This is a genomic window from Kribbella sp. NPDC048915 (genome assembly GCF_040649595.1).
Classification (GTDB): Bacteria; Actinomycetota; Actinomycetes; order Propionibacteriales; family Kribbellaceae; genus Kribbella.
Genome location: NZ_JBEZFT010000041.1, coordinates 1,082 through 25,423, shown reverse-complemented (window position 1 = coordinate 25,423; position 24,342 = coordinate 1,082). Strand labels below are relative to the sequence as shown.

Below are 24,342 nucleotides of genomic sequence, written 5' to 3'. Positions count from 1 at the left end.
TGCTTGACGCTTACGTAAACGTAAAGCACGCTGGGCAGCATGCACAATAGCCAGGTGTCCGCTCAGACCTGGTCGATCGCCGAACTGGCCGCCGAGTACGACGTGACCCTGCGAACGATCAGGTTCTACGAGGACCGCGGCCTGCTCACCCCCGAACGTCGCGGCACCGTGCGCGTGTACCACCCGCGCGACCGCGTCCGCCTGGCGCTGATCCTGCGCGGCAAGCGGCTCGGGTTCTCGCTCGACGAGATCGCCAAGATCGTCGACATGTACGACGCCGAACCCGGCGAGGAGGGTCAGCTCGAGTACCTCCTGGACCAGATCGCCCACCGCCGCGCCGAACTCGAACAACGCCGCCGCGACATCGAGGAGACCCTCCAGGACCTGGCCGAGGTCGAGGCCCGCTGCCAGGCCGACCTGACCGCCCTCCGCAGCCGTCAAAGGGCGTCTTCGTAAGCCTTCAGCGTGTTGACGAACAGCGTCCGCTCGTCGTCGTTGAGTGGTTCGAGGGCAGCGCGCCACGCCCGCGCACCCCGGGCCAGCCACGCGTCGATCGCCGGACGGTGCGCCTCGGACAAGGTGACGATCGCACGCCGGCGATCATCCGGATCCTCGCGACGCTCGAGAATGCCTTTGCGGGTCAGCTCGCTGACCATCAGGCTCACGGTGGCCGGAGTGACCTCGAGACGCTCGGCGAGCTCGTTGACGTGCAACGGTCCGTCGAAGAGCAGGTAGGCGAACAGACTCAGGTGCCGCGGCGCGAGATTGAGCCCGGCGAGTTCGTCGGGCACCTTGATCCGCTTGGTCCGCCCGACCATCCGCGGCATCAGCAGCAGAAGCGCACGGATGCTGTCGTCGACACTTGACATACCTTTGTCCTCAAAACTACTTTGCTTGCAAAGCTAAACCGTTGCCGGAGAACAGCGTATGCCTTCCGAATCCACCACCGCCGGATCTGATCGGGTCGCCGCGGCCGCTGCACAACTGCGCGCGATCCACGACGGCCTGCGTGAACAACTGTCTGCCACCCTCGCCGCGGTCGACGCGTACCTCGACGGCTCAGGCCCCGCTCCTGAGCGACTGACCTCGCTGCACGAGCACTGCCTGTCCTTCTGCGGCGCGCTGCACGCACACCACTCACGCGAAGACAGCGTCTTCCCTCGCCTCGCCGCCGACTTCCCGGAACTCAAGCCCGTCCTCGACCGGCTCTCCCAAGAGCACACCGAGGTAGCCGCCCTCAACGAGCAGATCTCCACCACGCTCGACCAGTTGTCCGCCGCCCCCACCCGCGCCGAAACCCAACGCCTCCGCACCGACATCGACCGCCTGACCGCGACGCTCGAGTCCCACTACGGCTACGAGGAAGCCCACCTGGCTCCGGCGCTCGCCTAGGGCGTGTGGCGCGTGTCAGGTCGACAGGACGTCTCCCGTGCCACGGGCCACAGCCGAGCGTGAACCAGACACCGAACACACCCGCCCCACACCACACTAACTGTCGAGCGTGCACACCTTCGGGCCCGATCTAGCGGCGTTTCCGCCCGAAGAACCAGTAGACGAGCGGCGCCGTACCCAACGAATTCGAGATCCCAAGAACCAACCCCCACAGCGGTTTGGGGCCGCGGATCTGATCAGCAGGCCGCCGCGCCAGATCCGCCAACGCCACCGCCTTCAGCACACTGTCGACCACCCCGCCGACGACGATGAACTTCCGCTGCGTGGAAGACAGCTCCGACCATCTCTTTCCGCTCACCCCTCCACCATCCTCCCCACGCTTCACTCCTGACAACCCGCCCCCGACCCGCTGCGCTCCGCTCCCACTGGCCGGCCGCACCCATCAGACGCGCCCGACGGTCCCCGACCTCGCCCACACGGTGGGTTCACCCACCGCGTGGGGGGTTCCCAACCCGTCTGACGAGTACGGAACCCACAACACCGTGGGTAAACCCACCGCGGGGCTCGGGCTGCGCGGGGGGTGTGTCCGCGTGGCGGGGACCTTGGACAGGCAATGGGGACCTTGGACAGGCAATAACGGGTGCAAGCCCACCGTTTCCTGTTCAAGCCCCGGGACCTCGGGCCACGCGGAGGGTTCGGGTCGTGCGGAGGGTTCGGGTCACGCGCGGGCTGGGGGTGCGGGGGTCAGACGGCGAGGGACGCGGGGTGCTGGACGGTGGGGTGCTGGACGGTGGGGTGCTGGACGGTGGGGTGCTGGACGGTGGGGTGCTGGACGGTGGGGTGCTGGACGGTGGGGTGCTGGACGGTGTCGTTGCGGTGGGCGGTGTCGTTGCGGTGGGCGGTGTCGTTGCGGTGGAGGGCCTCGTCGTAGCGGTGCAGGGCGAGGGTGGCCAGGCGGGGGTCGGGGGCCAGGGGGGCGGAGACGAATCGGGAGCCCGCGTGGCGGTGGATCAGAGTGTGGAAGAAGCCGGGGGCGAGGAGGTACGTCGCGACCGCGACGCGGCCGGGGGTGCGGGTGAGGACCGACGGGAGGCGTTCGCCGGTGCCGGAGATGTAGCCGACGGTCACGGGGCGGTCGACGCGGTCGGAGAGCAGTTCGGCGGTGGTTTCGCAGTCGGCCAAGGCGCGGGGGTCGGAGGAGCCGGCCGCGGCGAGGACGACCGAGTCGACACCCGACAGGTCACCCAGTCGATCCGCGAGGATCTCGACGAGCAGCGGATCCGGGCCGAGGGCACCGGCCGCGTGGACCAGGCCGCGGTGTCGCCACACTTCGGCCGCAACGTCGACGTACACGTGGTAGCCGGCGCTCAGCAGCAGCGGTACGACGATCGCGCGGTCGGCGTCCGTGGTGACGCGCTGGACCAGATCCGGCAGCGCCGGCCGCTGGAGGTCGACGAATCCGAGTGAGACGGCGAGATCGGGGCGCCGACGCGACATCTCGCGGACCAGTTCGTGGACGGCCGCGATCCCGCGTGGGTCGACCGTACCGTGGGCAACAGCAACGAGATCGGTCATGTCGGAACTCCTGCGGGTTCAAGGGCCAGGCGGTAGCCGCGGCGGACGACGGTACGAACGAGCTCAGGACGCCCGACCGCAGTACGCAGCCGGTTGACCGTCACCTCGACCGCATGCACGTCCTCCGCCCCAGGCAGTACAGCGAGCAACTCCGGACGCGACACCACGTCCCCGCCGGCCGCAACCAACGCCGCCAGCACAGCACGCGGTCCCGGGCCCAACGGCAGTACGACGCCGTCCAGCACGGCCGCACCACCGCGGATCACCAACTGCCCGAAAGCTGTCTCGATCGACCGTGCGTTGTCGTCGGTCAACCGGTCGGTGACGATCCGGATCAGGGCACCCAGCCGATACCGATCCGGCACCAACGGGTCCAGGCCCAACGCCACGAAAGGCCCGGCTGTGACTGGACCCACGCACGCGTTGAGCACCCGCCCGGTCCGCAACGCCGACGTCAACTCGTCGTACTGACCGTTCAGCGCCGCCGCGTCGAGCATCGCCTGCGCCCCCGGAGCAGACGTGTGCACGACGGCGTCCACGGTCCCCGCACACACCTGCGCAATCATCTTCTCCACGGCCGCCGGATCCGGCGCCGGACCCCAGCGGTACACCTCCAGACCGCGCACCGACGCACCCGCCGACCGCAGCGCGTCCTGCAACCCCGGATCGGATAGCCCGTGCAGCTGTACGACGATCTTCCGTCCGCCGACGCCCTGCGCGCGCAACCATTCGACCACCTCGGCCGTGGTCTCGGACCGCGCGGACCAGTGCTCGACCAGCCCGGCCGCCCGGATCGCACCGCGCGCCTTCGGACCGCGGGCGAGCAGCCGCGACTGCTCCAGCGTGCCGAGCAGATCCGCGGCCAGGCCGGCGGTGTCGGCCGCCTCGATCCAGCCGCGGAACCCGACCGCCGTGGTGACCACGACGTCGTCCGGCGGGTTCGCGATCACCCGCCGGGTCGCCTCGAGCAGCGCGTGGTCGTCTGCGACCGGCACGATCTGCAGGGTCGGCGCGTGCAGGACCTTCGCGCCGCGCCGCTCGAACGACGCGATCAGATCCTCCGCGCGCCGGTGCGCGGTGATCGCGATCGTGCAGCCGTTGAGCGGCCCGGACCTAGTGGTCACCCGGCCCCACCAGGCTCGCCGGGCCGACCGTGACCTGTCCGTCGACGATCTGCACCGGATGAACGGGCAGCGACACCTCGGGGTCGTCCAGGCACGCCCCGGTGCGCAGATCGAAGACCTGCTTGAACATCGGCGACGCCACCGTGAGTACGTCGCCGCGGCTCCCGACGATGCCGCGGGACATCACATTCGCCCCGCTGAACGGATCCTGGTTGCCGATGGCAAACACCTCGTCGTCGTAGGTGCGGAACAGCGCGATCTGCGTCTCCCCCAGCAACGCGGCGACCCCGCGCTCCGGCAGCAGTGCATCCAGCCTGCAGATCACCGTCGATCCAAGAGCAGCGATGGTCATCGACGTACCTCCAATCGGGGACCGGCCAGCAGGACCGGCTCCAGCTGCCCGCGTTCGGCCGGGGTGGCCGGCCGCGGCTGGTTGCGCTCGACCACGTACCGCAGGTCGGCGTCGGGTTGGTCCGGCGCGTTCACGAACGACACGAACCGGGCCAGCTTGTCGGGATCGTTCAGCGTGGCCTGCCATTCGTCGACGTAGGAGTCGACGTGCTTGGCCATCGCGGCGTCCAGGTCGGCGGCGATGCCGAGGCTGTCGTTCAGCACCACGTCGCGGACGTGGTCGAGACCGCCCTCGAGCTCGCGGATCCACACCGAGGTGCGCTGCAGGCGGTCGCCGGTCCGGATGTAGTACATCAGGAACCGGTCGATCGCCTGGAACAGCTCTTCGTCGGTCAGGTCGGACGCCAGCAGTTCGGCGTGCCGCGGCGTCATCCCGCCGTTGCCGCCGACGTACAGGTTCCAGCCTTTCTCGGTGGCGATCACGCCGACGTCCTTGCCGCGTGCCTCGGCGCACTCACGCGCACAGCCGGAGACGCCGAGCTTGAGCTTGTGCGGCGAGCGCAGTCCGCGATACCGCAGTTCCAGCGCGATCGCCATCCCGACCGAGTCCTGTACGCCGTACCGGCACCACGTCGAGCCCACGCACGACTTCACTGTCCGCAACGCCTTGCCGTAGGCGTGGCCGGACTCGAAGCCGGCGTCCACCAGCCGCTTCCAGATCGCCGGCAGCTGCTCGATCCGGGCACCGAACAGGTCGACCCGCTGGCCGCCGGTGATCTTCGTGTACAGCCCGAAGTCGCGGGCCACCTCGCCGATCGTGATCAGGCCCTCCGGCGTGATCTCGCCGCCCGGGATCCGCGGGACGACCGAGTACGTGCCGTCCTTCTGCATGTTGGCCATCACGTGGTCGTTGGTGTCCTGCAGCGCCGCGCGCTCACCCTCGAGGACGTGCCCGGCCGGGTCGAGGCTGGCCAGGATCGACGCCACCACGGGCTTGCAGATGTCGCAGCCGCGGCCGGTACCGTGCCGCTCGACGATCTCGCTGAACGTCCGCAGTTCGGTGACCCGGACGACGTCGAACAGCTCCGCCCGGGACAGTGCGAAGTGCTCGCACAACGCCTTGCTGACCTCGACTCCGGCCTTGGTGAGCTCGGTGTTCAGCAGGTTCTTGACGATCGGCAGGCATGAGCCGCACGACGTACCGGCCTTGGTCCGGCCGCACACCGACTTGATGTCGGTGCACCCCTCGTCGCGGACCGCGCAGCGGATCGTCCCGGCCGACACGTTGTTGCACGAGCACACCGGCGCGTCGTCGGGCAGCTCGAGCTGCACCGGACCGGCACCTTCCGGCAGCAAGAATGCAGCCGGGTCGGCGCCCAGCTCGCGACCGACCATCGGGCGCAGACCGGAGTACGCCGATGCGTCGCCGACCAGAATGCCGCCGAGCAGAGTACGGGCGTCATCGGACAGGACGAGCTTCTTGTAGACACCGGCCACCGGGTCGGCGTACACGATGTCCAGCGCGCCCTCAGTCGCACCGAACGCGTCACCGAAGCTCGCGACGTCGACGCCGAGCAGCTTCAGCTTCGTGGACGTGTCGGCGCCCGGGAACGTCGCCGCGCCGCCGAGCAGCCGGTCCGCGACGATTTCCGCCATCGTGTACCCCGGTGCGATCAGACCCCAGACGCGACCCTCGATACACGCGACCTCACCGATCGCCCAGACGCCGGGCACCGACGCCCGGCAGGCCTCGTCGACCACCACACCGCCGCGCTCGCCGATCTGCAGACCGGCCTCGCGCCCGAGCTCGTCCCGCGGCCGGACACCGGTCGCGAACACCACCACGTCGGCGGGCAGATCGGGGCCGTCGGCAACGGCCATCGCCCGGGCCGCACCCTGCGAGGTGAGCTTCACCCGCTGGCACTGGGTCGCGGTCAGTACCTCGACGTCGAGCCCCTCGATCAACCGGGCCAGCGCCGAGCCACCGCCCTCGTCGACCTGCAACGGCATCAGCCGCGGCGCGAACTCGACGACCTTGGTCCCGGCGCCCAGCGCCCGCAATGCACCGGCCGCCTCCAGACCGAGCAGACCACCGCCGACGACGACACCGTTGACCTGCTTGCCTTCGCCCTTCAGCCGCTCGACGTACGTGCGCAGCGCCGCCACGTCGTCGATCGTCCGGTAGACGAAACAGCCCTGCGCGTCGTTGTTCTTCACCGGTGGCACGAACGCGGCGGAGCCGGTGGCCAGGACCAATTCGTCGTACTCGACCTGCTCGCCGCGCGCGGTCGTGACCGCCTTCGCCGCGGTGTCGATCGACGTGATCTGCACACCCTTGCGCAAGGTCACCGCAGGGTCGTCCCACAGACCGGGGTCACCGAGAGACAGGTCGTGCGGGTCGCGGCCGGAGAAGTAGCTGGTCAGCGCAACCCGGTCGTACGGCAGCCGCGGCTCCTCGGCGAAGACCGTGATCCGGTAGGTCACCTCGGTGTCGCGCTGCCGCAGCGCCTCGACCAGGCGGTGCGCGACCATCCCGCCGCCGACCACCACCACGTGCTTGGCCTTCTTCAGCTCTGCCATCGTCGCCCTCCTGCTCGGGACTGGTTCGGTCTCGCCGCGCCGGAGGCGGTCGAGCAGTTCGCCGACGGCACCGGTGCAACTGCCGCACCCGGTCGTCGCCCGCGTCGTGGCGGCGATGCCGGCGACACTGTCGGCACCTCCACGCCAGGCCGCTTCGATCGCGGCCCTGGTGACGCCGTTGCACCTGCACACCGGCGGCACCTTCGTCGTCGTCGGTACGGCGGTCGGCTCACCGAGCAGTCCGTCCGCGACCACCGGCGTCCCGCGGTCCGCCAGCAGGACGAGCTCGGCGGCGACCTCGGGGGCACCCACCGCGACGGCCGATCTCACGACGCCGTCGCGCAGGACGGCGCGCACGTAGCGCTCGTCGTCCTCGAGCCGTACCACCTCGCCGTCCTCGTCCTTGTCACCGAGGACGAGCAGATCGAGCCCGCCGGACGTCACCCGGACGACCTCGTACTCGGGCAGTTCGGCCGCCTCACCGGCCAACTGTTTCGCGAGGATCTCGGCCTGTGCCCACGCCGACTCGACAGTGCCGGTCACGCGCCCGTCGATCTCGGCGCAGTCGCCGATCGCGTGCACGCGCGAGTCGTCGGGACTGGTCAACGTCTCGTCCACGACGATCCCGTCGCGCACGGTGAGGCCGTCCGCCAGCTCCGCCCGCGCTCGGACACCACAGGCCACGACGAGCAGTTCGCCGTACACCTCGGCGCCGTTCCGCAACGTCAGGCAACGGAAGCGGCCGTCCTTCAGTTCGGTCCTGGAGGTCTCGGCGTTGAGCAGGACCTCGACGCCGAGACGCCGTACGGCGCGCGTCACGCGACGCCCGGCCGAGAGCCGAGCGGTCTTGTCCAGAAGGGTTTCGCCGTCGTGAACTAGCGTCACCGCGACACCACGTTCGCGCAGTGCGCACGCGGTCTCGACACCCAGTACGCCGCCGCCCAGCACGACAGCGCGCCGTACCTGGGCGGCCTCGGACACGATCGCCCGCGCGTCGTCCAACGACCGCAATGTGCGTACGCCGGATGCCCGCCGAACCGCCGCGGGCACGACCGGCACCGCGCCGGTCGCGAACACCAAGTGGTCGTACCGATGCTCGCCGCCGGCCGCATCCGCCACCACCTGGCGTCGGCGATCGACCGCCACCGCCGTCGTCACCGATTCGGTGCCCAGAGCAACATCCGCGCGACCCGCGACGTACTCCGTCAGCCGGCTGCGGTTGTACGACGGTTCGTCACCGAGGACCGTGACGTCGTCCGAGGGCAGCAACGCCGCCAGGCGCCGGCCCGCCATCCCACCGCCGATGATCACCACTTTGATGCCAGGACTCATGCCGGTAACCCCCTCGCCGGGAGGGCTGCGGCGGTGACGTCGACGGCAGACGCCTTGAACTCGGGCATCCGGGACACCGGGTCCAACGCATCGTTGGTCAGCTCGTTGACGGCCTCGGCGCCGCCGAAGTGGAACGGCACGAACACGGTGTCCGGCCGGACGTCCGCGGTCACGCGGGCCGGCAGCACCATCGATCCGCGCGCCGTCCGCAGCCGCATCGGACGCCCGTCGCCGATCCCCCGCTGCGCCGCGACGCGCGGATGAATCTCGGCGTACACCTCTGGTTCGGCCTCCGCCAGCTCCGGCACCCGCCGGGTCTGCGCACCGCTCTGGTAGTGCTGCAGCAGCCGCCCGGTCACCAGGTAGAGCGGCGCGTCGGCGCTGAGGTCGTCGGCGACCGGCCGGTGGTCGACGGGTACGACGTGCGCCCGGCCGTCCGGCGTCGCGAAACGGTCTGCGAACAACCGCGGCGTCCCCGGGTGCCTGTCGGCCGGCACCGGCCAGAACAGCGCCTCGCCCGCGTCCAGCCGGTCCCACGTGATCCCCGAGTAGTCCGCCTTTCCACCGGCACTCGCCCGGCGCAACTCCTCGAACACCTCGGCCGGGTCGGTCGAGAACCCCGGTACGCCGAGTCGCTCGGCGATCCCGGCGAACACCGCAAGATCGCTGCGCACGTCACCGGGCGCCTCAAGAGCTGTACGGCGACGGAGCACCCGGCCTTCCAGGGACGTCATCGTGCCGTCCTCCTCGGCCCACTGGGTGACCGGGAAGACCACGTCGGCCAGCAGCGCGGTCTCCGACGGCACCACATCGGCGACCACCAGGAGGTCCAGCGCGGACAGCCGCTCGCGGACCGAGGCCAGGTTCGGCGCCGACACGAGCAAGTTGCTCCCGTGCACGAACAACGCCTTCGGTCCATCGGAGGTACCCAGTGAGTCGATCAGCTCGACCGCACTCTTCCCCGACCGCGGCAACTCGTCCGGGTCGACACCCCAGACCTCCGCGACGTACGCCCGCGCCGCCGGGTCCTCGATACTGCGGTAGCCGGGCAGCTGATCCGCCTTCTGCCCGTGCTCACGACCGCCCTGCCCGTTGCCCTGACCGGTGATGCAGCCGTACCCGCTGCCAGGCCGCCCCGGGAGGCCGAGCGCCAACGCAAGGTTGATGCACGCGGTGACGGTGTCGGTGCCCTTGCTGTGCTGCTCGGCGCCACGCCCGGTCAAGATGAACGCTCCCGCGCCACCGTGAACCGGTGCGGCCGCCGCCAGCACCCGCGCGGCCTGGCGGATCGTCGCCGCAGGCACCCCGGTGACCCGCTCGGCCCGCTCCGGCCACCAGGACGCCGTCGAACGAACGAGCGCATCCGGGTCGTCGGTCCGCTCCTGCAGGTACGTCGTATCCGCCAGACCCTCCTGCAGTACGACGTGGGTCAGCGAAAGCACCAGCGCCAGGTCGGTGCCCGGCGTCGCCTGCAGGTGGATACCGGCGTTCTCCGCCGTGAGCTGGGCGGTCGCCGAGCGACGCGGGTCGACGACCAGAAGTCCACCCGTGTCGCGTGCGCCCTGCAGATGCGCCACCGCCGGCGGCATCGTCGCCGCCAGGTTGCTGCCCACCAGCAGGACCGCACCGGCACCGCTCAGATCGGCCAGCGGGAACGGCAACCCGCGGTCGATCCCGAACGCCCGGTTCGTCGCCGCGGCCGCCGACGACATACAGAACCGGCCGTTGTAGTCCACGTTCGCGGTCCGCAGCGCCACCCGGGCGAACTTGCCGAGCGCGTACGCCTTCTCGTTCGTCAGCCCGCCGCCGCCGAACACCGCGATCGCGTCCCGCCCGTGAGCGGCCTGCAACGCGGTGATCCGCTCGGTCACGAAGTCCAGCGCGGCGTCCCAGCTCGTCTCCACCAGGTCACCCGCGGCGTTCCGGACCAGCGGAACGGTCAGCCGGTCCGGCGCCGTGAGGACCTCGGGAGCCGTCCATCCCTTGCGGCACAACCCGCCCTGGTTGGTCGGGAACTCCCGCGGCCCCACCTCCACGCTGCGCCCTTCCGGGCGCAACGTGGTGGCGCACTGCAGAGCGCAGTACGGACAGTGCGTGGCTACAGCTGTCACACGCGCTCCTGGGTCAGGGGGCCGCCCTTGCGCAGGTAGCAGAAGTACGTCACGGCGAGGCAGACCACGTAGAACCCGCAGAAGACGTACAGCGCCGGGATCAGCGAGCCGAACTCGCCGGTCGAGATCGCGAACCCACGCGGGACCAGGAAGCCGCCGTACGCGCCGACCGCGGAGGCGATCCCGATGCAGGCGGCCGCCTCCCGCTTGGCCCGGCCCGGGTCGCCCGGCGTGGTGAGCCGGAAGACCGCCGGAATCATCCGGTACGTCGACCCGTTGCCGACTCCACTGGCCACGAAGAGCACCAGGAAGCTGGCCAGGAACGCCGGGAAGCTGCCCGCCTTCAGCGACGCGATCGCGGACAGGATGCCGAGGCCCATCACGACGAACGAGCACACCGTCACCCAGGCGCCGCCGACCTTGTCCGACAGCTTCCCGCCGAACGGCCGCGCGACCGACCCGACCAGCGCGCCGAGGAACGCGAAGTGCGCCGGCGTGATGTCGGTGAACGTGGTCTTGATCAGCAGCGGGAAGGCCGCGCCGAACCCGATGAACGACCCGAAAGTACCGATGTAGAGGAACGAGATCACCCAGGTGTGCGGCCGCTTCGCCGCCGCGACCGAGGTCCGGAACGACGAGCTCGCCACCGACAGGTTGGACATCGCCTTCCAGGCCCAGAACGCGGCCAGCACGATCAGCGGCAGCCACATCAGACCGGCCCGGTTCAGGGTCAGGCCGGCGCCCGCGACGATCACGACCGGTACCAGCAGCTGCACGACGGCGACGCCGAGGTTACCGCCGGCCGCGTTCACGCCGAGCGCGAAGCCCTTCTCCTTCTCGGGGTAGAAGAACGAAATGTTGGTCATGCTGCTGGCGAAGTTTCCGCCGCCGACACCGGCGGTCGCCGCGACCAGCACCAGCACCCAGAACGGCGTGTCCGGCCGGGTCATGAAGTACCCGAGACCCGCGGTCGGGATCAGTAGCAGCAGCGCCGAGATCACCGTCCAGTTCCGCCCGCCGAAACGCGGTACGGCGAAGGTGTACGGCAACCGCAACGTCGCGCCGACCAGGCTCGGCAGCGCGACCAGCCAGAACAGCTGGTCGGTGCTGTAGGCGAAGCCGGCGGCCGGCATCGACACCACGACGATGCTCCACAACTGCCACACCGAGAACCCGAGGAACTCGGCGAAGATCGAGGGCCACAGGTTCCGCCGGGCCAGCGCGCGGCCCTTGGCGGTCCAGAACGTCGTGTCCTCGGGATCCCAGACGTCGATCCAGCGCCCGCGCCGCGGCGCCTCGACCGTACCGACCGCACCGGTGCCATCGCCTTGGCCCCGGCCGGCGACGGTCGCTTGTCGTGCCTCGAGCGTCATCGCAAGTCTCCGATCATCCGACCTCACTGATTAGGCCTGGACGTTATGACCGGGGTGTTTCCGCGTAGTCATCTTGTTGTTACGCCGCCGAAACGGCTCCCGCACACCCCTGAGCGGGTGGTGAGAGAAGTCGGCCTGCTGCTGGGTACTGTTCGGTCTCAGGGAGGAATGGACAGCGAGGGGACGCCACCATGCACGACGACGGCCAGTCCGCCGGTGACGCCGTGACCCAGGTCACGGACAACGAGAAGCAGCCCGCCCCCCGACGGAGCGCCGGCCGCTGGGGCTGGAGAGCCGCGATCGCCGCCGTTCTGATCGGCTGGCTCGTCCTCGCCGCGCTCGGCGGACCGACGGTCGGGCGGCTGAGCGAGGTCCAGGAGAACGACAACGCCGACTTCCTCCCGAAACAGGCCGAGTCGACTCTGGTCTCCGACCAAGCCGCCAAGTTCGTCGACTCCACGGCGCTGCCGTACTTCGTCCTGGTCGAGCGCGACGCGGGCATCACGCCGGCGGACGTGGCGGCGGTCAAACAGTTCCAGGATTCGCTGCCCACGCTCGAGCTCGGCGCCGGCAAGACGCTCGGCGACTACCTCGCCGCGCCGGTCGCGCCGGCCGTTCCGTCGGAGGACCGCCAAGCGCTGCTGCTCACCGTCCAGATCGACGGTGACCGCGCGGACGAGGTCATCACCGAGGGCGAAACGGTTCTGTTCGCCGTCGCGGACAGCATGCGCGACGCCATCAAGCAGCACCTCACACCGACCGGACTGACGGCGTACGTGACCGGGCCGGGCGGTGTGTTCGCGGACTTCGTGGTTGCGTTCAGCGGGATCGACGGCATTTTGCTCGGGGTCGCGCTGGCGGTCGTCTTCGTGATTCTGCTGATCGTCTACCGCAGTCCGATCCTCCCGGTCGCCGTCCTGCTCACCGCGGTCTTCGGGCTCGCGCTCGCCGCTCTCGTCGTGTACCCGCTGGCGAAGAACGACGTCATTCAGCTGAACGGGCAGAGCCAGGGCATCCTGTTCATCCTCGTGGTCGGTGCCGCGACCGACTACTCGCTGTTGCTGGTGTCCCGTTACAAAGAGGAGCTGCACGACTACGAGAGCAAGTACGAGGCAATGCGCGTCGCCTGGCGGGCCTCGATCGAGCCGATCGCCGCGAGCGCCGCGACCGTCATTCTCGGTCTGCTCTGTCTTTTGCTGTCGCAGCTCGGCAGCACCAAAGGCCTGGGCCCGGTCGGTGCTCTGGGTATCGCCGGTGCGCTCGTCGCGTCGATGACGTTCCTGCCCGCGGTGCTGCTCGCGTTCGGCCGACGGATCTTCTGGCCCTCGATCCCGCGGGTCGACCACGTGCACACCAGCGACCAGGTCGGCGGCCGCAAGCTGTGGGGCCGCGTCTCCGGTCTGGTCGGGCGGCGCGCCCGGCGGGTCTGGGTGGTCACCGTGGTCGCGCTGCTCGCGTGCGCGGCGTTCCTGCCGACGTTCAAGGCCAGCGGGACGTCGCAGGAGGACCTGTTCCTCAACGAGGTCGAGTCGGTCACCGGGCAGGAGCAGCTGGCCAAGCACTTCGACGCCGGTGCCGGTACGCCGGTGCAGATCCTGACCCCGGCCGCGGAAGCCGAACAGGTGGTCCAGACCGCGACCAAGGTCGACGGTGTCGGCGAGGCCTCCGCGTCGGTCGCTCCCGGCGTACCGCCGAAGGTCGTCGACGGGCAGGTCCTGGTCCAGGCGACCCTGACGGTGCCGGCGGACTCCCCCGAGGCGACGCGCGTGGTCGAGCACCTGCGCACCGAGCTGGACGCGGTCAGCCCGGACATCCTGGTCGGCGGCACCACGGCGATCAACCTCGACGTGCTGGACGCCGCGCAGCGCGACTTGCGGGTGATCATCCCTACCATCCTCGCGGTGATCTTTGTCGTGCTGATGATCCTGCTCCGCTCGCTGGTCGCCGCGGTGCTGCTGGTGATCGCGAACGTGCTGTCGTTCGGCGCGACGGTCGGGGTCAGCGCACTGATGTTCAACCACGTTTTCGGCTTCCCCGGTGCCGATCCCGGCATTCCGCTCTACGCGTTCGTGTTCCTGGTCGCTTTGGGCATCGACTACTCGATCTTCCTGATGACGCGGGTGCGCGAGGAGTCGCAGGCGCACGGCACCAGACCGGGCATCCTGATCGGCCTCGCGGTCACCGGCGGTGTGATCACGTCCGCGGGTGTCGTTCTGGCCGCGACGTTCTCGGCACTCGCCGTCCTGCCGATCCTGTTCCTGGTCCAGATCGCGTTCATGGTCGCCTTCGGCGTCCTTCTCGACACCACCGTCGTCCGGTCGCTGCTGGTGCCGTCGCTGGCCCACGACATCGGCAAGCGGGTCTGGTGGCCGAGCAAACTGGCGTCCTAGGCTGCCGAGCACGGAGACCTTCGAGCGGCGGATCGCCGCGGCGCCGGAAAAGCTCAGGGCTTCCGGAGCGAGGCCAGCTCGGTGCGGTTGGAGACGCCGAGCTTCGCGTAGACGTGCGCCAGGTGCGTCTTCACCGTGCCACGGCTGATGAACAGGCGCTCGCCGATCTCGGGGTTGCTGAGGCCCTCGACCGCGAGCGCGACCACCTGTTCCTCGGTCGGTGTCAGGCTCGCCCAACCCGTGGACGGCCGCCCGCGAGCACCGCGCGTACGGCGGGCGTATGCGACCGCTTCGTCCAACGGGAGTGGTGGCTCGTCCGCAACCGGGAGCTCGGGTTGGTCGGCCGGTGTACCGAGGCCCATCTCCGTCCGCGCGGCGGCCGCAGCGCCCGCGAGACGGGCAGCGTCCGCGGCGCGATTCGTGTGCACTGCCAGCAACGCCAGCGACTCGAGGCTGGGGACGACATAGGTGCGCAGGCCATGGTCGAGCCGGATGGTCAACGCCTCGTGCAGCAGGTCGGCTGCCTGGTCCGGACGGTCGGCGAGGGTGACGCGCCCGAGCTGGTCGAGCGCATCGGCCAGGGTCGACGGCAGGTTGTAGCGACGGGCGAGCTCGACGGCGCGGTTCAGCAGTTCGGTCACGTCCTCGCCGCGGGCGCGCCGCGCGGCAGCCACCAGCGGTAGCAGCATCGCCGACGCGAACGTCCCCGCCAGCGGGCTGTCCGGAGCTGTGTCACGGGCGAGCCACTCGACCGCGGCGTCGTACTCCCCCGTCCAGTACGAGATCAGGCCCATCGCCTGTCCGAGGTTCGGTACGACAGCGCCGGCGGACTCGGCCAGCTCGAGCAGCGGCCGCATCAAGGCGCGCGCCTCGTCGACGCGCCCGGTCCGGACGAGCAGCGAGGCGAGATGCGCGCGGGCCGTACCGACCCGATGGAAGTCGGCGAGTGGTTCGGCCGCGGCCAGAGCGCGCTCGGCGGTCTCGATCGCCCGGCGCGGCTCGCCGGTCGAGAACTGGCTCTCGGACCAGACCGACAGCACGGTGGAAGCGATGCCCCGTTCGCCGCTGGAGATCAGGCCGGTCGCGGCGCGGTCGAGCAGCGGGCGGAGCTCGTCGTGCCGGTCCCGCATCGACAGCAGCACGCAGCGCAGCGCGACGTTGGCGTTGCGGGCCGGTTCGTCGCCGATCCGGTCGGCGAGCCGGATCCCTTCCGTGGTCAGGTCCCAGGCCTTGTCGAAGTCCGTGAAGAACGCGCCGACCGCGACCAGGGCGAGGAACAAGGAGCGCAGCCGGTCGTCACCGAGTTCGGTCGCGAGTTCGAGCCCTCGGCCCGCGGCGTCGTACCCGAACGGATCGACGGTGTCGGCGACGGTCGCATACGCGTACAGCAAACGGGCCTGCAGCAACGTCCGGTCGTCCGGGGCGCAGTCGATCGCGCGGCGCAGGTATCCGATGCCCTCGTTGCCGGTGGCCTGAAGGTTCCACAACCAGCGCAGCGCCGCGGCCAGTCGCCGGCCGCGGTCCGGGTCGTCGGCGGACAAGCCGTGGTCGAGTGCGGCGCGGAAGTTCTCGCGGTCCGGCTCGATCAGTGCGCGCCAGGCGTCACGATCCTTGTCCAGCAAGCCTTCCGCGGCCTCGGCGATCCGCAGGTAGTGGTCGAGATGCCGGTCCCGTACGTCGTCGTCCACAGCCGCCCGGGTCACGGCGTACTCGCGGATCGTCTCCAGCAACCGGTACCGGCCGGACTCGGCGATCACGAGCGATTTGTCGACAAGCCGCCCGACGGTGTCGAGGTCCGCGCCGGCGACCGCCGTCGCGGCCTCCAGGGTGAAGCCGCCCGCGAAGACCCCGAGCCGGCGGAAGACCCGGCGTTCGTCCTCCTCGAGCAGGTCGTAGCTCCAGTCGATCGAGGCGGCCAGGGTGCGTTGCCGGGCGGCGACGCCGCGGACGTTCTTGGTCAGCAGGCCGAATCGGTCACTCAGCCCGGCCTCGATCTGCTCGGGCGTCAGCGTCCGGGTCCAGGCGGCGGCGAGCTCGAGCGCGAGCGGGATGCCGTCCAGGCGTTCGCAGATCGACCGAATCGCCGGCTCCGACCCCGGTTCGACCTGGGCGGCACGTTCGAGGAACAGAGCGCGAGCCTCGTCGGGCGAGAGGACCGGCACTCGCCAGACCACTTCGCCGGGAACGTCCAACGGCTCCCGGCTGGTCGCCAGGATCGAGACCTCGGGACACCCGGTCCGCAACGCCACCGCGAACTCGGCGACGCCCTCGACGATCTGCTCGCAGTTGTCGAGACAGATCAGCGCGCGCTGGTCACGCAGCTGACCGATGAGCAGCCGGTCACCGGGCTCGACCAGCAGACCGCTTGCGGCGGCGACTGCTTCGGGGAGTTGCGCACTGTCCGTCACCGTGGACAGGTCGACCCACCAGACCCCGTCCGGCCACCGCTCGGCCAGCAGCGCCGCGGTCTGCGCGGCCAACCGCGTCTTGCCACTACCGCCCGGGCCGGTGAGCGTGACCAGACGGTGGCCCGCCAACTGGGTGCGCAGGGCGGCCACCTGGGTCTCGCGGCCGACGAAACTCGTGAGCATGACCGGCAGATTGTTGGGCACCCGATCGAGTGAGCGCAGCGGCGCCTTGGTGCCGGTCAGCTCGAACACCCGCTCCGGCGAACCGAGGTCACGCAGCCGATGCACCCCGAGATCCACCACCGTGGCACCGTCCGGAAGCTCCGCCGCGATTGTTGCACTCAGCAACGTTTGGCCGGGATTCGCCAACGTCAGCAGATGTTCGGCACGACGGATCGCCAGGGCGGCCGTCGGTGCGGTGTGCAGTGCGATGCGGAGCAGTTCACCGGCCGGAAGCTGGACAGCCTTTGCACGCAGCGTGTGCGCCGCGGCGATCGCCTCGGCCGCGTCGTCGTACCGCAGCACCGGCCACCCGGCGTCACGACGTACCGCCTGCTCTCCCGGCAGGTCCGCGGCCAGGCCGGTCAGGCGTGCGTAGGCGGGTGCGCTCGCGGCACCGGCGTACGACGCGGCAAGGACCGTCACCCCACCCATACGCGTCAGTCTGCCATTCGACTGTGTCGGGTCGCCGTTGTCGACAGTATTCGCTACCCTCCCGAAGCAGGGGGTCGAGGAAGTGAGGAGCCTGATGGCAGACACCAGGTCGACCGATCACGGACGATTCGCACTACCGACCAAGAACCTGCCCGCACCGCAGGTTCGTGATCTTCCCGAGCCGCCCACCAAAGTCTGGCGGATCATCGGCCCCGGCATGGTCGGCGCCGGCGTCGGCCTGGCCTCGGGCGAGTTCATCCTCTGGCCGTACATCTCCAGTCAGGTCGGCCTGGTGTTCCTCTGGGGCGCTGTCGTCGGCGTCGCGGTCCAGTGGTTCCTGAACATGGAGATCGAGCGGTACACGCTGGCAACTGGTGAGACAGCGTTGACCGGCTTCAACCGGTACGGGAAACACTGGGGCCTGTTCTTCGCGATCATGACCTACTTCGCGAACCTCTGGCCCGGCTGGGCGACCAGCTCGGCGAGCATGCTGACCTATCTGTTCGGCGCCGGCGATCCGCGCTTCATCGCGATCGTCATGCTGATCGTGATCGGCGCGATTCTGACCCTGGCACCGGTCGTCTACGTGATGCTCGAGCGACTCATCGCGGTGAAGATCGCGGCCGTCGCGCTGCTGGTGATCCTCGCGCTGGTGTTCGTGATCCGCGGCAAGACGTACAGCGCGCTCGGCGACGCGGTCACGCAGCCGCAGTTCCCGGCCGACCAGCTCGGCTTCGCGCTGGTGATGGGCGCGATCGCGTACGCCGGCGCGGGCGGCGGCCAGAACCTCGTGCAGAGCAACTGGATCCGCGACAAGGGTTTCGGGATGGGCGTGCACGTGCCGCGCCTGGTCTCCCCGGTGACCGGTGAGACCGAGGCCGACCCGACCGCCAACGGGTACACGTTCCCGCCGAACGACGAGAACATGTCCCGCTGGAAGCGGTGGTGGAAGTTCGCGAACCTCGAGCAGGCGCTGACCTTCGTGGCGATCACCGTGGTGACGATCATGTTCACCTCGATGCTCGCGCACTCCACCCTGTTCGGTGACAGCAGCGTCGAGAACAAGATCAGCTTCCTGAAGATCGAGGGCACGACGCTGCAGACCGCGGTCGGCGGCTGGTTCGGCTACCTGTTCTGGGCGATCGGCGCGTTCTCGCTGTTCGCGGCGGCGGCCGGCATCGTCGACTACACGTCCCGCCTGAGCGCGGACATGATCAAGGCCCGCTACCTGCGCGAGTCGAAGATCAGCGAGTCCAAGCTGTACTTCTGGCTGGTCTGGGGACTGGTTGCCTTCGGCATCCTCGTGCTGCTGGCCGGTGTCACCCAGCCGCTGGTGTTGCTGGTCATCTCGGCCTGCACCGCCGGCGCCATGATGTTCGTGTACTCCGGCCTGCTCTGGTGGATGAACTCGCGCGCGCTCCCGCAGGCGATCCGGATCCCCGGCTGGCGTACGGCCGTGCTGCTGTTCTCGTTCCTCGCCTTCGGGTTCCTCGCCATCTTCACCGTCATCGATCAGGTGAAGAAGCTGTAGCTGGACTGGGGAGTGTTGCTGGTCATTCCAGGTTCGCAGCACTCCCCAGTCGCGACCGTCAGCCGAGGAAGGCGAGGACGGCTTCCTCGGCGGCGGTTCGGCGTTCCATGCCGACGCCCTCGCGCACCTGCCGGTAGACGTCGACGGTGGCCCGCAGTGCCCGGTGGAGGTCGTCGCGGTCCGCGGTCGCCACCGTTTCCTTCAACTGCGGAACGAGCTCCGGCGCGAGCGTCTCCAGCCGCCGTACGCCGGCCGGCCGCGTCGTACGGCCCAGCGTGGCCAGCGGTGCGATCGCCATCCGCCGGACCGCACCGAGCGCGTCGACCGCCTCGAACAACTCACCGCGCTCGATCTTCACCGCGACGTAGTGCACCCACGCCCAGAACCGGTCCTCGATCCACTGCGGATCCGGCTGCGGCCACGCCGCCGTACTCTCCGTCCGCACCCGCTCGACGGTGTCGTCGCGCTGCCACAGGATCACGCCGTCCTCGACCCGGACCCGCAACTGCTCCGGCGTCACGAACTTGAAGTCGACGTGGAGCAGCGGCGGTCCGTACAGCGCGATCAGCAGCCGCGGCTCGCCGACATGCTCACCGCCGAACGAGGTCAGCAGCGGGCCGAGCCCGTCCGCGAACTCCCGCGCGCCGGCGAGGCATTCCGCGTGCGTCTCCGGCGTGGACACCAGCACGAGGTCCAGATCGGAGTACTCGTCACCGGTGCCGCTGGCAACGGACCCACCGGCGAGCACCGCGAGAAACCGCTCGTCCGCCTCGACGGCCGCCATCACCTGCTCCGCGAACTTCTGCAGATGCTCCGGAATCCGCTCGCTGACCACGCTCACAACCCCTCCTCGAAAAGTTGGACAGCAGGCCATCATCCCGCAGCTCAGCCGCCGGTGCGACCGGTTTTCACGACCGGACGACCACGCCGCCGTACCGCGGAGCATGCGCCGGCACCACCGAGCGGCAGTCGACGATCGACTCAGCGGCCCACCCCGTCAACCAGCTGATGCGATCCGTCCGACCGTCCTTCACGGCGAACGACACCGGCTGACCCACCCGGGCCGGATCGGTCGACGTGGTCACGACGCCGGTCGCCATCGCGACCGGTCCACCGGTCGCCAGGCAGGTGAGCTCTCCCTCGACCGTCGCCGTACGCTCCGCGAGCCGGAATCGACCTCGGACCTGGGTCGGATCGCCTCCCGGCGGAACGATCCCGGCGAGCTGGACGCGGACCGGCTCCCGAGGCCCCTCGATGACGGCGGCGACAGCGGTCCCACGCTCCGCAGCCGTCGTCAGGTCGACCGCCGCAGCCGTCCGGGCCGGCGCTGCGCCGTCCTCGACCTGGAATCCGCCCTCGGTCAACGCGAACCCCGGCGCGGTGCCCTGCAGGGGTTCCACCGGTGCGTTGAAGAATCCCCACATCCAGCCGATCCGGTCCTGCGCGCCATCGTCGTACACGGTGAAACTCACCGGTTTCCCGACCATCTCCAGGTCCAGTTCGGGATGCTCGGCGGTCTCGATCACGCCGGTCGCCACCGCGACCTCGTCCACGACCTTCAGGCTGGTCAGCCGTCCGCGGAACTCGGCGAGCAGCCGACCGTCCGGCTTCCGGTGGACGACGTGGAAGGTCCCCGTCGGCCGGAGCGGATCGCTCGCCGTCCCCTCGATCTCGAACCGGACCGGATCACCGTCGAACGGTTTCCACTCCGGCCCGAGTGTGCCGCCGCCGGCGCCGCTGACCCGCATCACCTCGTTGCCTGCAGCAACCGACGGCGGCGCCGCGCCGACGACGAACAGACCGGCCAGCACAACCACCAACACCCACGCACGCACGTGTGAACTCCTCCTCAGGCCGGCACACCCACTGCACACCGGTCCTTCGAGGCTTCCACTCGCGGCGGCGGACCGCCTCCCTCCGAGGGACCAGTGCGGTCCCCCGGCCGGGGGAAGTCAGGCGTGCGGGCCGTAGGCCTCCGGGGCGCCGTTGACGGTGGTGAGGACGGAGTAGATCGAGGTGGTGGCGGTGAGGAAGAGGCGGTTGCGTTTGGGGCCGCCCCAGGTCAGGTTGCTGACGGTTTCGGGAACCAGCAGCTTGCCGAGGAGGGTGCCGTCCGGGTGGTAGACGTGGACGCCGTCGGCCGCCGAGGCCCAGATCCGGCCCTGCGTGTCCAGGCGGATGCCGTCGAAGATCCCGTTGCCGCACTCGGCGAACAGCCCACCACCGCTCAGCTTGTCACCCTCGACGGTGAAGACGCGGATCGTCCCCTCGCCCGAGTCCACGATGTACAGCAACGACTCGTCGAGCGAGAACGCCAGCCCGTTCGGCCGGTTGAAGTCGTCGGCGACCCGGGTCAGCACGCCGTCCGGCGACACCCGGTAGACGTGGCAGCCCGCGGTCTCGATCTCGCCTTTGAAGCCCTCGTAGTCGCTGTCGATCCCGTACGCCGGGTCCGTGAACCAGACCGATCCGTCGCGCTTGACCACGACGTCGTTCGGCGAGTTCAGCCGCTTGCCGTCGTAGTTGTCGGCGAGCACGGTGATGCCGCCGTGGTGCTCGGTGCGAGTCACCCGCCGGTTGCCGTGCTCGCAGCTCACCAGCCGGCCCTCGGTGTCGCGGGTGTGCCCGTTGGTGTTGCCGGCCGGCTGCCGGAAGACCGAGACCTGGTACGACGTCTCGTCCCAGCGCAGGATGCGGTCGTTCGGGATGTCGCTCCACAGCAGGTACCGCCCGGCGGCGGAGTACACAGGGCCCTCGACCCAGCGGCCGCCGGTCCACAACCGCTCGAGCAGGCGGTCACCGCGAATGCCCTCGAACCGGTCGTCCAGCTTCTCCCAGACGGCCGGTGCGGTCCCTGCCAACGGCTCGAGAATTCCCGTCATCACGACTCCTCGCGAAACTCGGCTGCAAACGCTCGCCGCCGAGCCTATGCGCTCCGGCCCCCGGGACGCTCCCGGCTGTCCACAGGTGGTCATCGGACCACCGACCAGACCAGTCGTCGGCGTGGTGTGAGCAACACCCTGCTCCCCCGGCGGCCGCTCGGCTCTAGACTCGGGCCCACCGAAGGGAGTCAGCTGTGTCCGACAGCAAGCAGATCACCAAGGTGCTGGTCGCCAACCGGGGCGAGATCGCCGTCCGGGTCGTCCGGGCCGCCGCCGACGCGGGCCTCGGCAGCGTCGCGGTGTACGCCGACCAGGACCGGGACGCGTTGTTCGTCCGGCTCGCCGACGAGGCGTACGCGCTGGACGGGTCGACGCCCGCCGACTCCTACCTGAACATCGCCAAGATCCTCGACGTCGCCGGCCGCTCCGGTGCGGACGCCGTCCACCCCGGCTACGGCTTCCTGGCCGAGAACGCCGAGTTCGCCCAGGCCGTGCTCGACGCCGGGCTGATCTGGATCGGACCGCCGCCGGCCGCGATCGACGCGCTCGGCGACAAGGTCAAGGCGCGGCACATCGCGGACAAGGTCGGCGCGCCGCAGGTCCCGGGCACGCCGGATCCGGTCTCCGGCGCCGACGAGGTGGTCGCGTTCGCCGAGCAGTACGGGTTGCCGATCGCGATCAAAGCGGCGTACGGCGGTGGCGGCCGCGGGATGAAGGTCGCGCGTACTCTGGACGAGGTGCCGGAGCTGTACGAGTCGGCCGTCCGCGAGGCGACCAGCGCGTTCGGGCGCGGCGAGTGCTTCGTCGAGCGGTACCTGGACAAGCCGCGGCACGTCGAGACGCAGTGCCTGGCCGATGCCCACGGCAACGTTGTCGTGGTGTCCACCCGGGACTGCTCCTTGCAGCGCCGCTACCAGAAGCTCGTCGAGGAGGCGCCGGCGCCGTTCCTGACCGACGAGCAGGTGGAGCTGCTGTACTCCGCATCGAAGAAGATCCTCCGCGAGGCCGGCTACGTCGGCGCCGGGACCTGCGAGTTCCTGGTCGGCCAGGACGGGCTGATCTCGTTCCTCGAGGTCAACACCCGGCTGCAGGTCGAGCACCCGGTCTCCGAAGAGGTGACCGGCATCGACCTGGTCCGGGAGATGTTCCGGATCGCCCAGGGCGAGGAGCTCGGGTACGACGATCCGGTCGTGACCGGGCACTCGATCGAGTTCCGGATCAACGCCGAGGACGGCGGCCGCGGGTTCCTCCCGGCACCGGGGACGCTGACCCGCTGGCATCAGCCGTCGGGCCCCGGCGTCCGCGTCGACGGCGGCTACGACCAGGGCGAGACCGTCCCGGGCGCCTTCGACTCGCTGGTCGCGAAGCTGATCGTCACCGGGCGCGACCGCACCCAGGCGCTCGAGCGGTCCCGCCGGGCGCTGAAGGAGTTCGTCGTCGAGGGCATGCCGACGGTGATCCCGTTCCACGCCTCGGTCGTGTCCGACCCGGCGTTCGTCGGCACCGACGGTTTCACGGTCCACACCCGCTGGATCGAGACCGAGTACGACAACCAGCTCACGCCGTACGACGGACCGACGGGCGAGGCCCCGGAGACCGGCGAACGCGAGAAAATGACCGTCGAAGTCAACGGCAAGCGGCTCGAAGTCGTCCTGCCCGCGGGCCTCGGGTCGACCGGTGCGGCGACCGCGGGCGCGCAGAAGAAGAAGCCGGCCCGGCGCGCGGGCGCCGCGAAGAGCTCCGCCGCCTCCGGTGACGCGCTGACGTCGCCGATGCAGGGCACGATCGTCAAGATCGCCGTCGAGGAAGGCGCCACTGTCGCCGAGGGCGATCTGGTCGTCGTCCTCGAGGCGATGAAGATGGAGCAGCCGATCAACGCCCACAAGGCCGGCACCGTCACCGGCTTCACCGCCGAACTGGGCGCCACCGTCACCGCCGGCGCCCCGATCTGCGAAATCAAGGACTGACCTGGAGCCATGACCGACCCGACGACGGCCGGCCAGGCAGCGGGAGCGCCGGAGTTCGTGCCGGTGATCGACGCGGTCGTGATCGACTGCGAGGACCCGGACGGGCTCGGGCTGTTCTGGCAAGCGCTGCTCGGCGGCGAACTGCGCCCCGACCAGCACGGCGTCACCGAACTTCACGGCGCCCGCGTCCGCCTCGACTTCGCCCAGGTACCCGAAGGCAAGCAGGTCCGTAAGAACCGCCTCCACCTGGACCTCTACGTCCCACCCGAGGCGAAGGACCGGGCAATCACCCGAGCCCTGGCGCTAGGCGCCACCCGCGCCGACGACATCTACGACGGCGACCTCTGGCAGGTCCTCCGCGACCCCGAAGGCAACGAATTCTGCCTCGTCTGGGGCGCCGGCTGACCCCGTCACCGCCACAGACGCAGTCACCGCCACAGGCGCAGTCACCGCCACAGATGCAGTCGTCGGGACGGATGCGATCACCGCCACAGACGCGGCCGTCGGGACAGGTGCGGCCACCGCCACGAATACAGTCATCGGGACGGATGCGATCACCGCCACAGACGCGGCCGACGGGACAGGTGCGGCCACCGCCACGAATACAGTCATCGGGACGGATGCGATCACCGCCACAGACGCGGCCGACGGGACAGGTGCGGCCACCGCCAC

18 protein-coding genes are annotated in these 24,342 nt (G+C 70.0%); 6 read left to right on the top strand and 12 right to left on the bottom strand.

Annotation, left to right across the window (positions count from 1 at the left end; genetic code table 11):
* Positions 1-54 precede the first annotated feature (54 nt).
* The gene (locus AB0B82_RS21085) at positions 55-456 is read left to right on the top strand and encodes a MerR family DNA-binding transcriptional regulator (RefSeq protein WP_360170859.1); all 402 of its coding nucleotides are present in this window, start codon (positions 55-57) and stop codon (positions 454-456) included.
* On the opposite strand, the gene AB0B82_RS21080 is transcribed toward AB0B82_RS21085, so the two are convergent.
* Positions 438-869 (bottom strand): MarR family transcriptional regulator, encoded by a 432-nt coding sequence (locus tag AB0B82_RS21080; protein WP_360170857.1) that lies wholly within the window; start codon positions 867-869, stop codon positions 438-440. The genes AB0B82_RS21085 and AB0B82_RS21080 overlap by 19 nt on opposite strands.
* Before the next feature lie 58 nt (positions 870-927).
* Between AB0B82_RS21080 and AB0B82_RS21075 the strand changes: the two genes are divergently transcribed.
* Positions 928-1,392 (top strand): hemerythrin domain-containing protein, encoded by a 465-nt coding sequence (locus tag AB0B82_RS21075; protein ID WP_360170854.1) that lies wholly within the window; start codon positions 928-930, stop codon positions 1,390-1,392.
* A gap of 130 nt (positions 1,393-1,522) precedes the next feature.
* Here the strand turns inward: AB0B82_RS21075 and AB0B82_RS21070 are convergent, their stop codons facing one another.
* The 7 genes from AB0B82_RS21070 to AB0B82_RS21040 form a co-directional block, all read right to left on the bottom strand.
* Positions 1,523-1,750, bottom strand: a complete 228-nt coding sequence (locus tag AB0B82_RS21070; protein WP_360170851.1) for a hypothetical protein — start codon at positions 1,748-1,750, stop codon at positions 1,523-1,525.
* 386 nt (positions 1,751-2,136) lie between these two features.
* Positions 2,137-2,967 (bottom strand): sirohydrochlorin chelatase, encoded by an 831-nt coding sequence (locus AB0B82_RS21065; RefSeq protein ID WP_360170848.1) that lies wholly within the window; start codon positions 2,965-2,967, stop codon positions 2,137-2,139.
* Positions 2,964-4,091 (bottom strand): uroporphyrinogen-III synthase, encoded by a 1,128-nt coding sequence (locus tag AB0B82_RS21060; RefSeq protein ID WP_360170846.1) that lies wholly within the window; start codon positions 4,089-4,091, stop codon positions 2,964-2,966. Before AB0B82_RS21060 ends, AB0B82_RS21065 begins: the two co-directional genes overlap by 4 nt.
* Positions 4,081-4,443, bottom strand: coding sequence for a nitrite reductase small subunit NirD (nirD, locus tag AB0B82_RS21055; protein ID WP_360170843.1), 363 nt, complete (start codon positions 4,441-4,443; stop codon positions 4,081-4,083). The genes AB0B82_RS21060 and nirD overlap by 11 nt, the downstream gene beginning before the upstream one ends.
* Entirely contained in the window at positions 4,440-8,354 is a 3,915-nt protein-coding gene (nirB, locus tag AB0B82_RS21050) for a nitrite reductase large subunit NirB (protein WP_360170840.1), read from the bottom strand. Before nirB ends, nirD begins: the two co-directional genes overlap by 4 nt.
* Positions 8,351-10,465 (bottom strand): molybdopterin oxidoreductase family protein, encoded by a 2,115-nt coding sequence (locus tag AB0B82_RS21045; protein ID WP_360170837.1) that lies wholly within the window; start codon positions 10,463-10,465, stop codon positions 8,351-8,353. The genes nirB and AB0B82_RS21045 overlap by 4 nt, the downstream gene beginning before the upstream one ends.
* Positions 10,462-11,838 (bottom strand): MFS transporter, encoded by a 1,377-nt coding sequence (locus AB0B82_RS21040; protein ID WP_360170834.1) that lies wholly within the window; start codon positions 11,836-11,838, stop codon positions 10,462-10,464. Before AB0B82_RS21040 ends, AB0B82_RS21045 begins: the two co-directional genes overlap by 4 nt.
* Before the next feature lie 191 nt (positions 11,839-12,029).
* Here AB0B82_RS21040 and AB0B82_RS21035 point away from each other — a divergent pair, with 191 nt between their 5' ends.
* The gene (locus tag AB0B82_RS21035) at positions 12,030-14,228 is read left to right on the top strand and encodes an MMPL family transporter (protein WP_360170831.1); all 2,199 of its coding nucleotides are present in this window, start codon (positions 12,030-12,032) and stop codon (positions 14,226-14,228) included.
* Between the two features lie 53 nt (positions 14,229-14,281).
* Here the strand turns inward: AB0B82_RS21035 and AB0B82_RS21030 are convergent, their stop codons facing one another.
* Complete coding sequence (locus AB0B82_RS21030) at positions 14,282-17,290, bottom strand: LuxR C-terminal-related transcriptional regulator (protein WP_360170828.1); 3,009 nt, start codon at positions 17,288-17,290, stop codon at positions 14,282-14,284.
* 94 nt (positions 17,291-17,384) lie between these two features.
* Between AB0B82_RS21030 and AB0B82_RS21025 the strand changes: the two genes are divergently transcribed.
* The gene (locus AB0B82_RS21025; protein WP_360170825.1) at positions 17,385-18,821 is read left to right on the top strand and encodes an Nramp family divalent metal transporter; all 1,437 of its coding nucleotides are present in this window, start codon (positions 17,385-17,387) and stop codon (positions 18,819-18,821) included.
* A gap of 58 nt (positions 18,822-18,879) precedes the next feature.
* Here the strand turns inward: AB0B82_RS21025 and AB0B82_RS21020 are convergent, their stop codons facing one another.
* The 3 genes from AB0B82_RS21020 to AB0B82_RS21010 all read right to left on the bottom strand — a co-directional run bounded on the left by AB0B82_RS21020 (position 18,880) and on the right by AB0B82_RS21010 (position 21,703).
* The gene (locus AB0B82_RS21020; protein ID WP_360170822.1) at positions 18,880-19,662 is read right to left on the bottom strand and encodes a hypothetical protein; all 783 of its coding nucleotides are present in this window, start codon (positions 19,660-19,662) and stop codon (positions 18,880-18,882) included.
* Positions 19,663-19,729: 67 nt separating this feature from the next.
* A complete protein-coding gene (locus AB0B82_RS21015) occupies positions 19,730-20,656 on the bottom strand; it encodes a hypothetical protein (RefSeq protein ID WP_360170820.1) in 927 nt (308 codons plus the stop codon).
* Positions 20,657-20,773: 117 nt separating this feature from the next.
* Positions 20,774-21,703, bottom strand: coding sequence for an SMP-30/gluconolactonase/LRE family protein (locus AB0B82_RS21010; RefSeq protein WP_360170818.1), 930 nt, complete (start codon positions 21,701-21,703; stop codon positions 20,774-20,776).
* Between the two features lie 194 nt (positions 21,704-21,897).
* Here AB0B82_RS21010 and AB0B82_RS21005 point away from each other — a divergent pair, with 194 nt between their 5' ends.
* Positions 21,898-23,670 (top strand): biotin carboxylase N-terminal domain-containing protein, encoded by a 1,773-nt coding sequence (locus AB0B82_RS21005; RefSeq protein ID WP_360170815.1) that lies wholly within the window; start codon positions 21,898-21,900, stop codon positions 23,668-23,670.
* A 9-nt stretch (positions 23,671-23,679) separates the two neighbouring features.
* On the top strand, positions 23,680-24,075 hold the full coding sequence (locus tag AB0B82_RS21000) for a VOC family protein (RefSeq protein WP_360170812.1): 396 nt from the start codon (positions 23,680-23,682) through the stop codon (positions 24,073-24,075).
* Positions 24,076-24,342 lie beyond the last annotated feature (267 nt).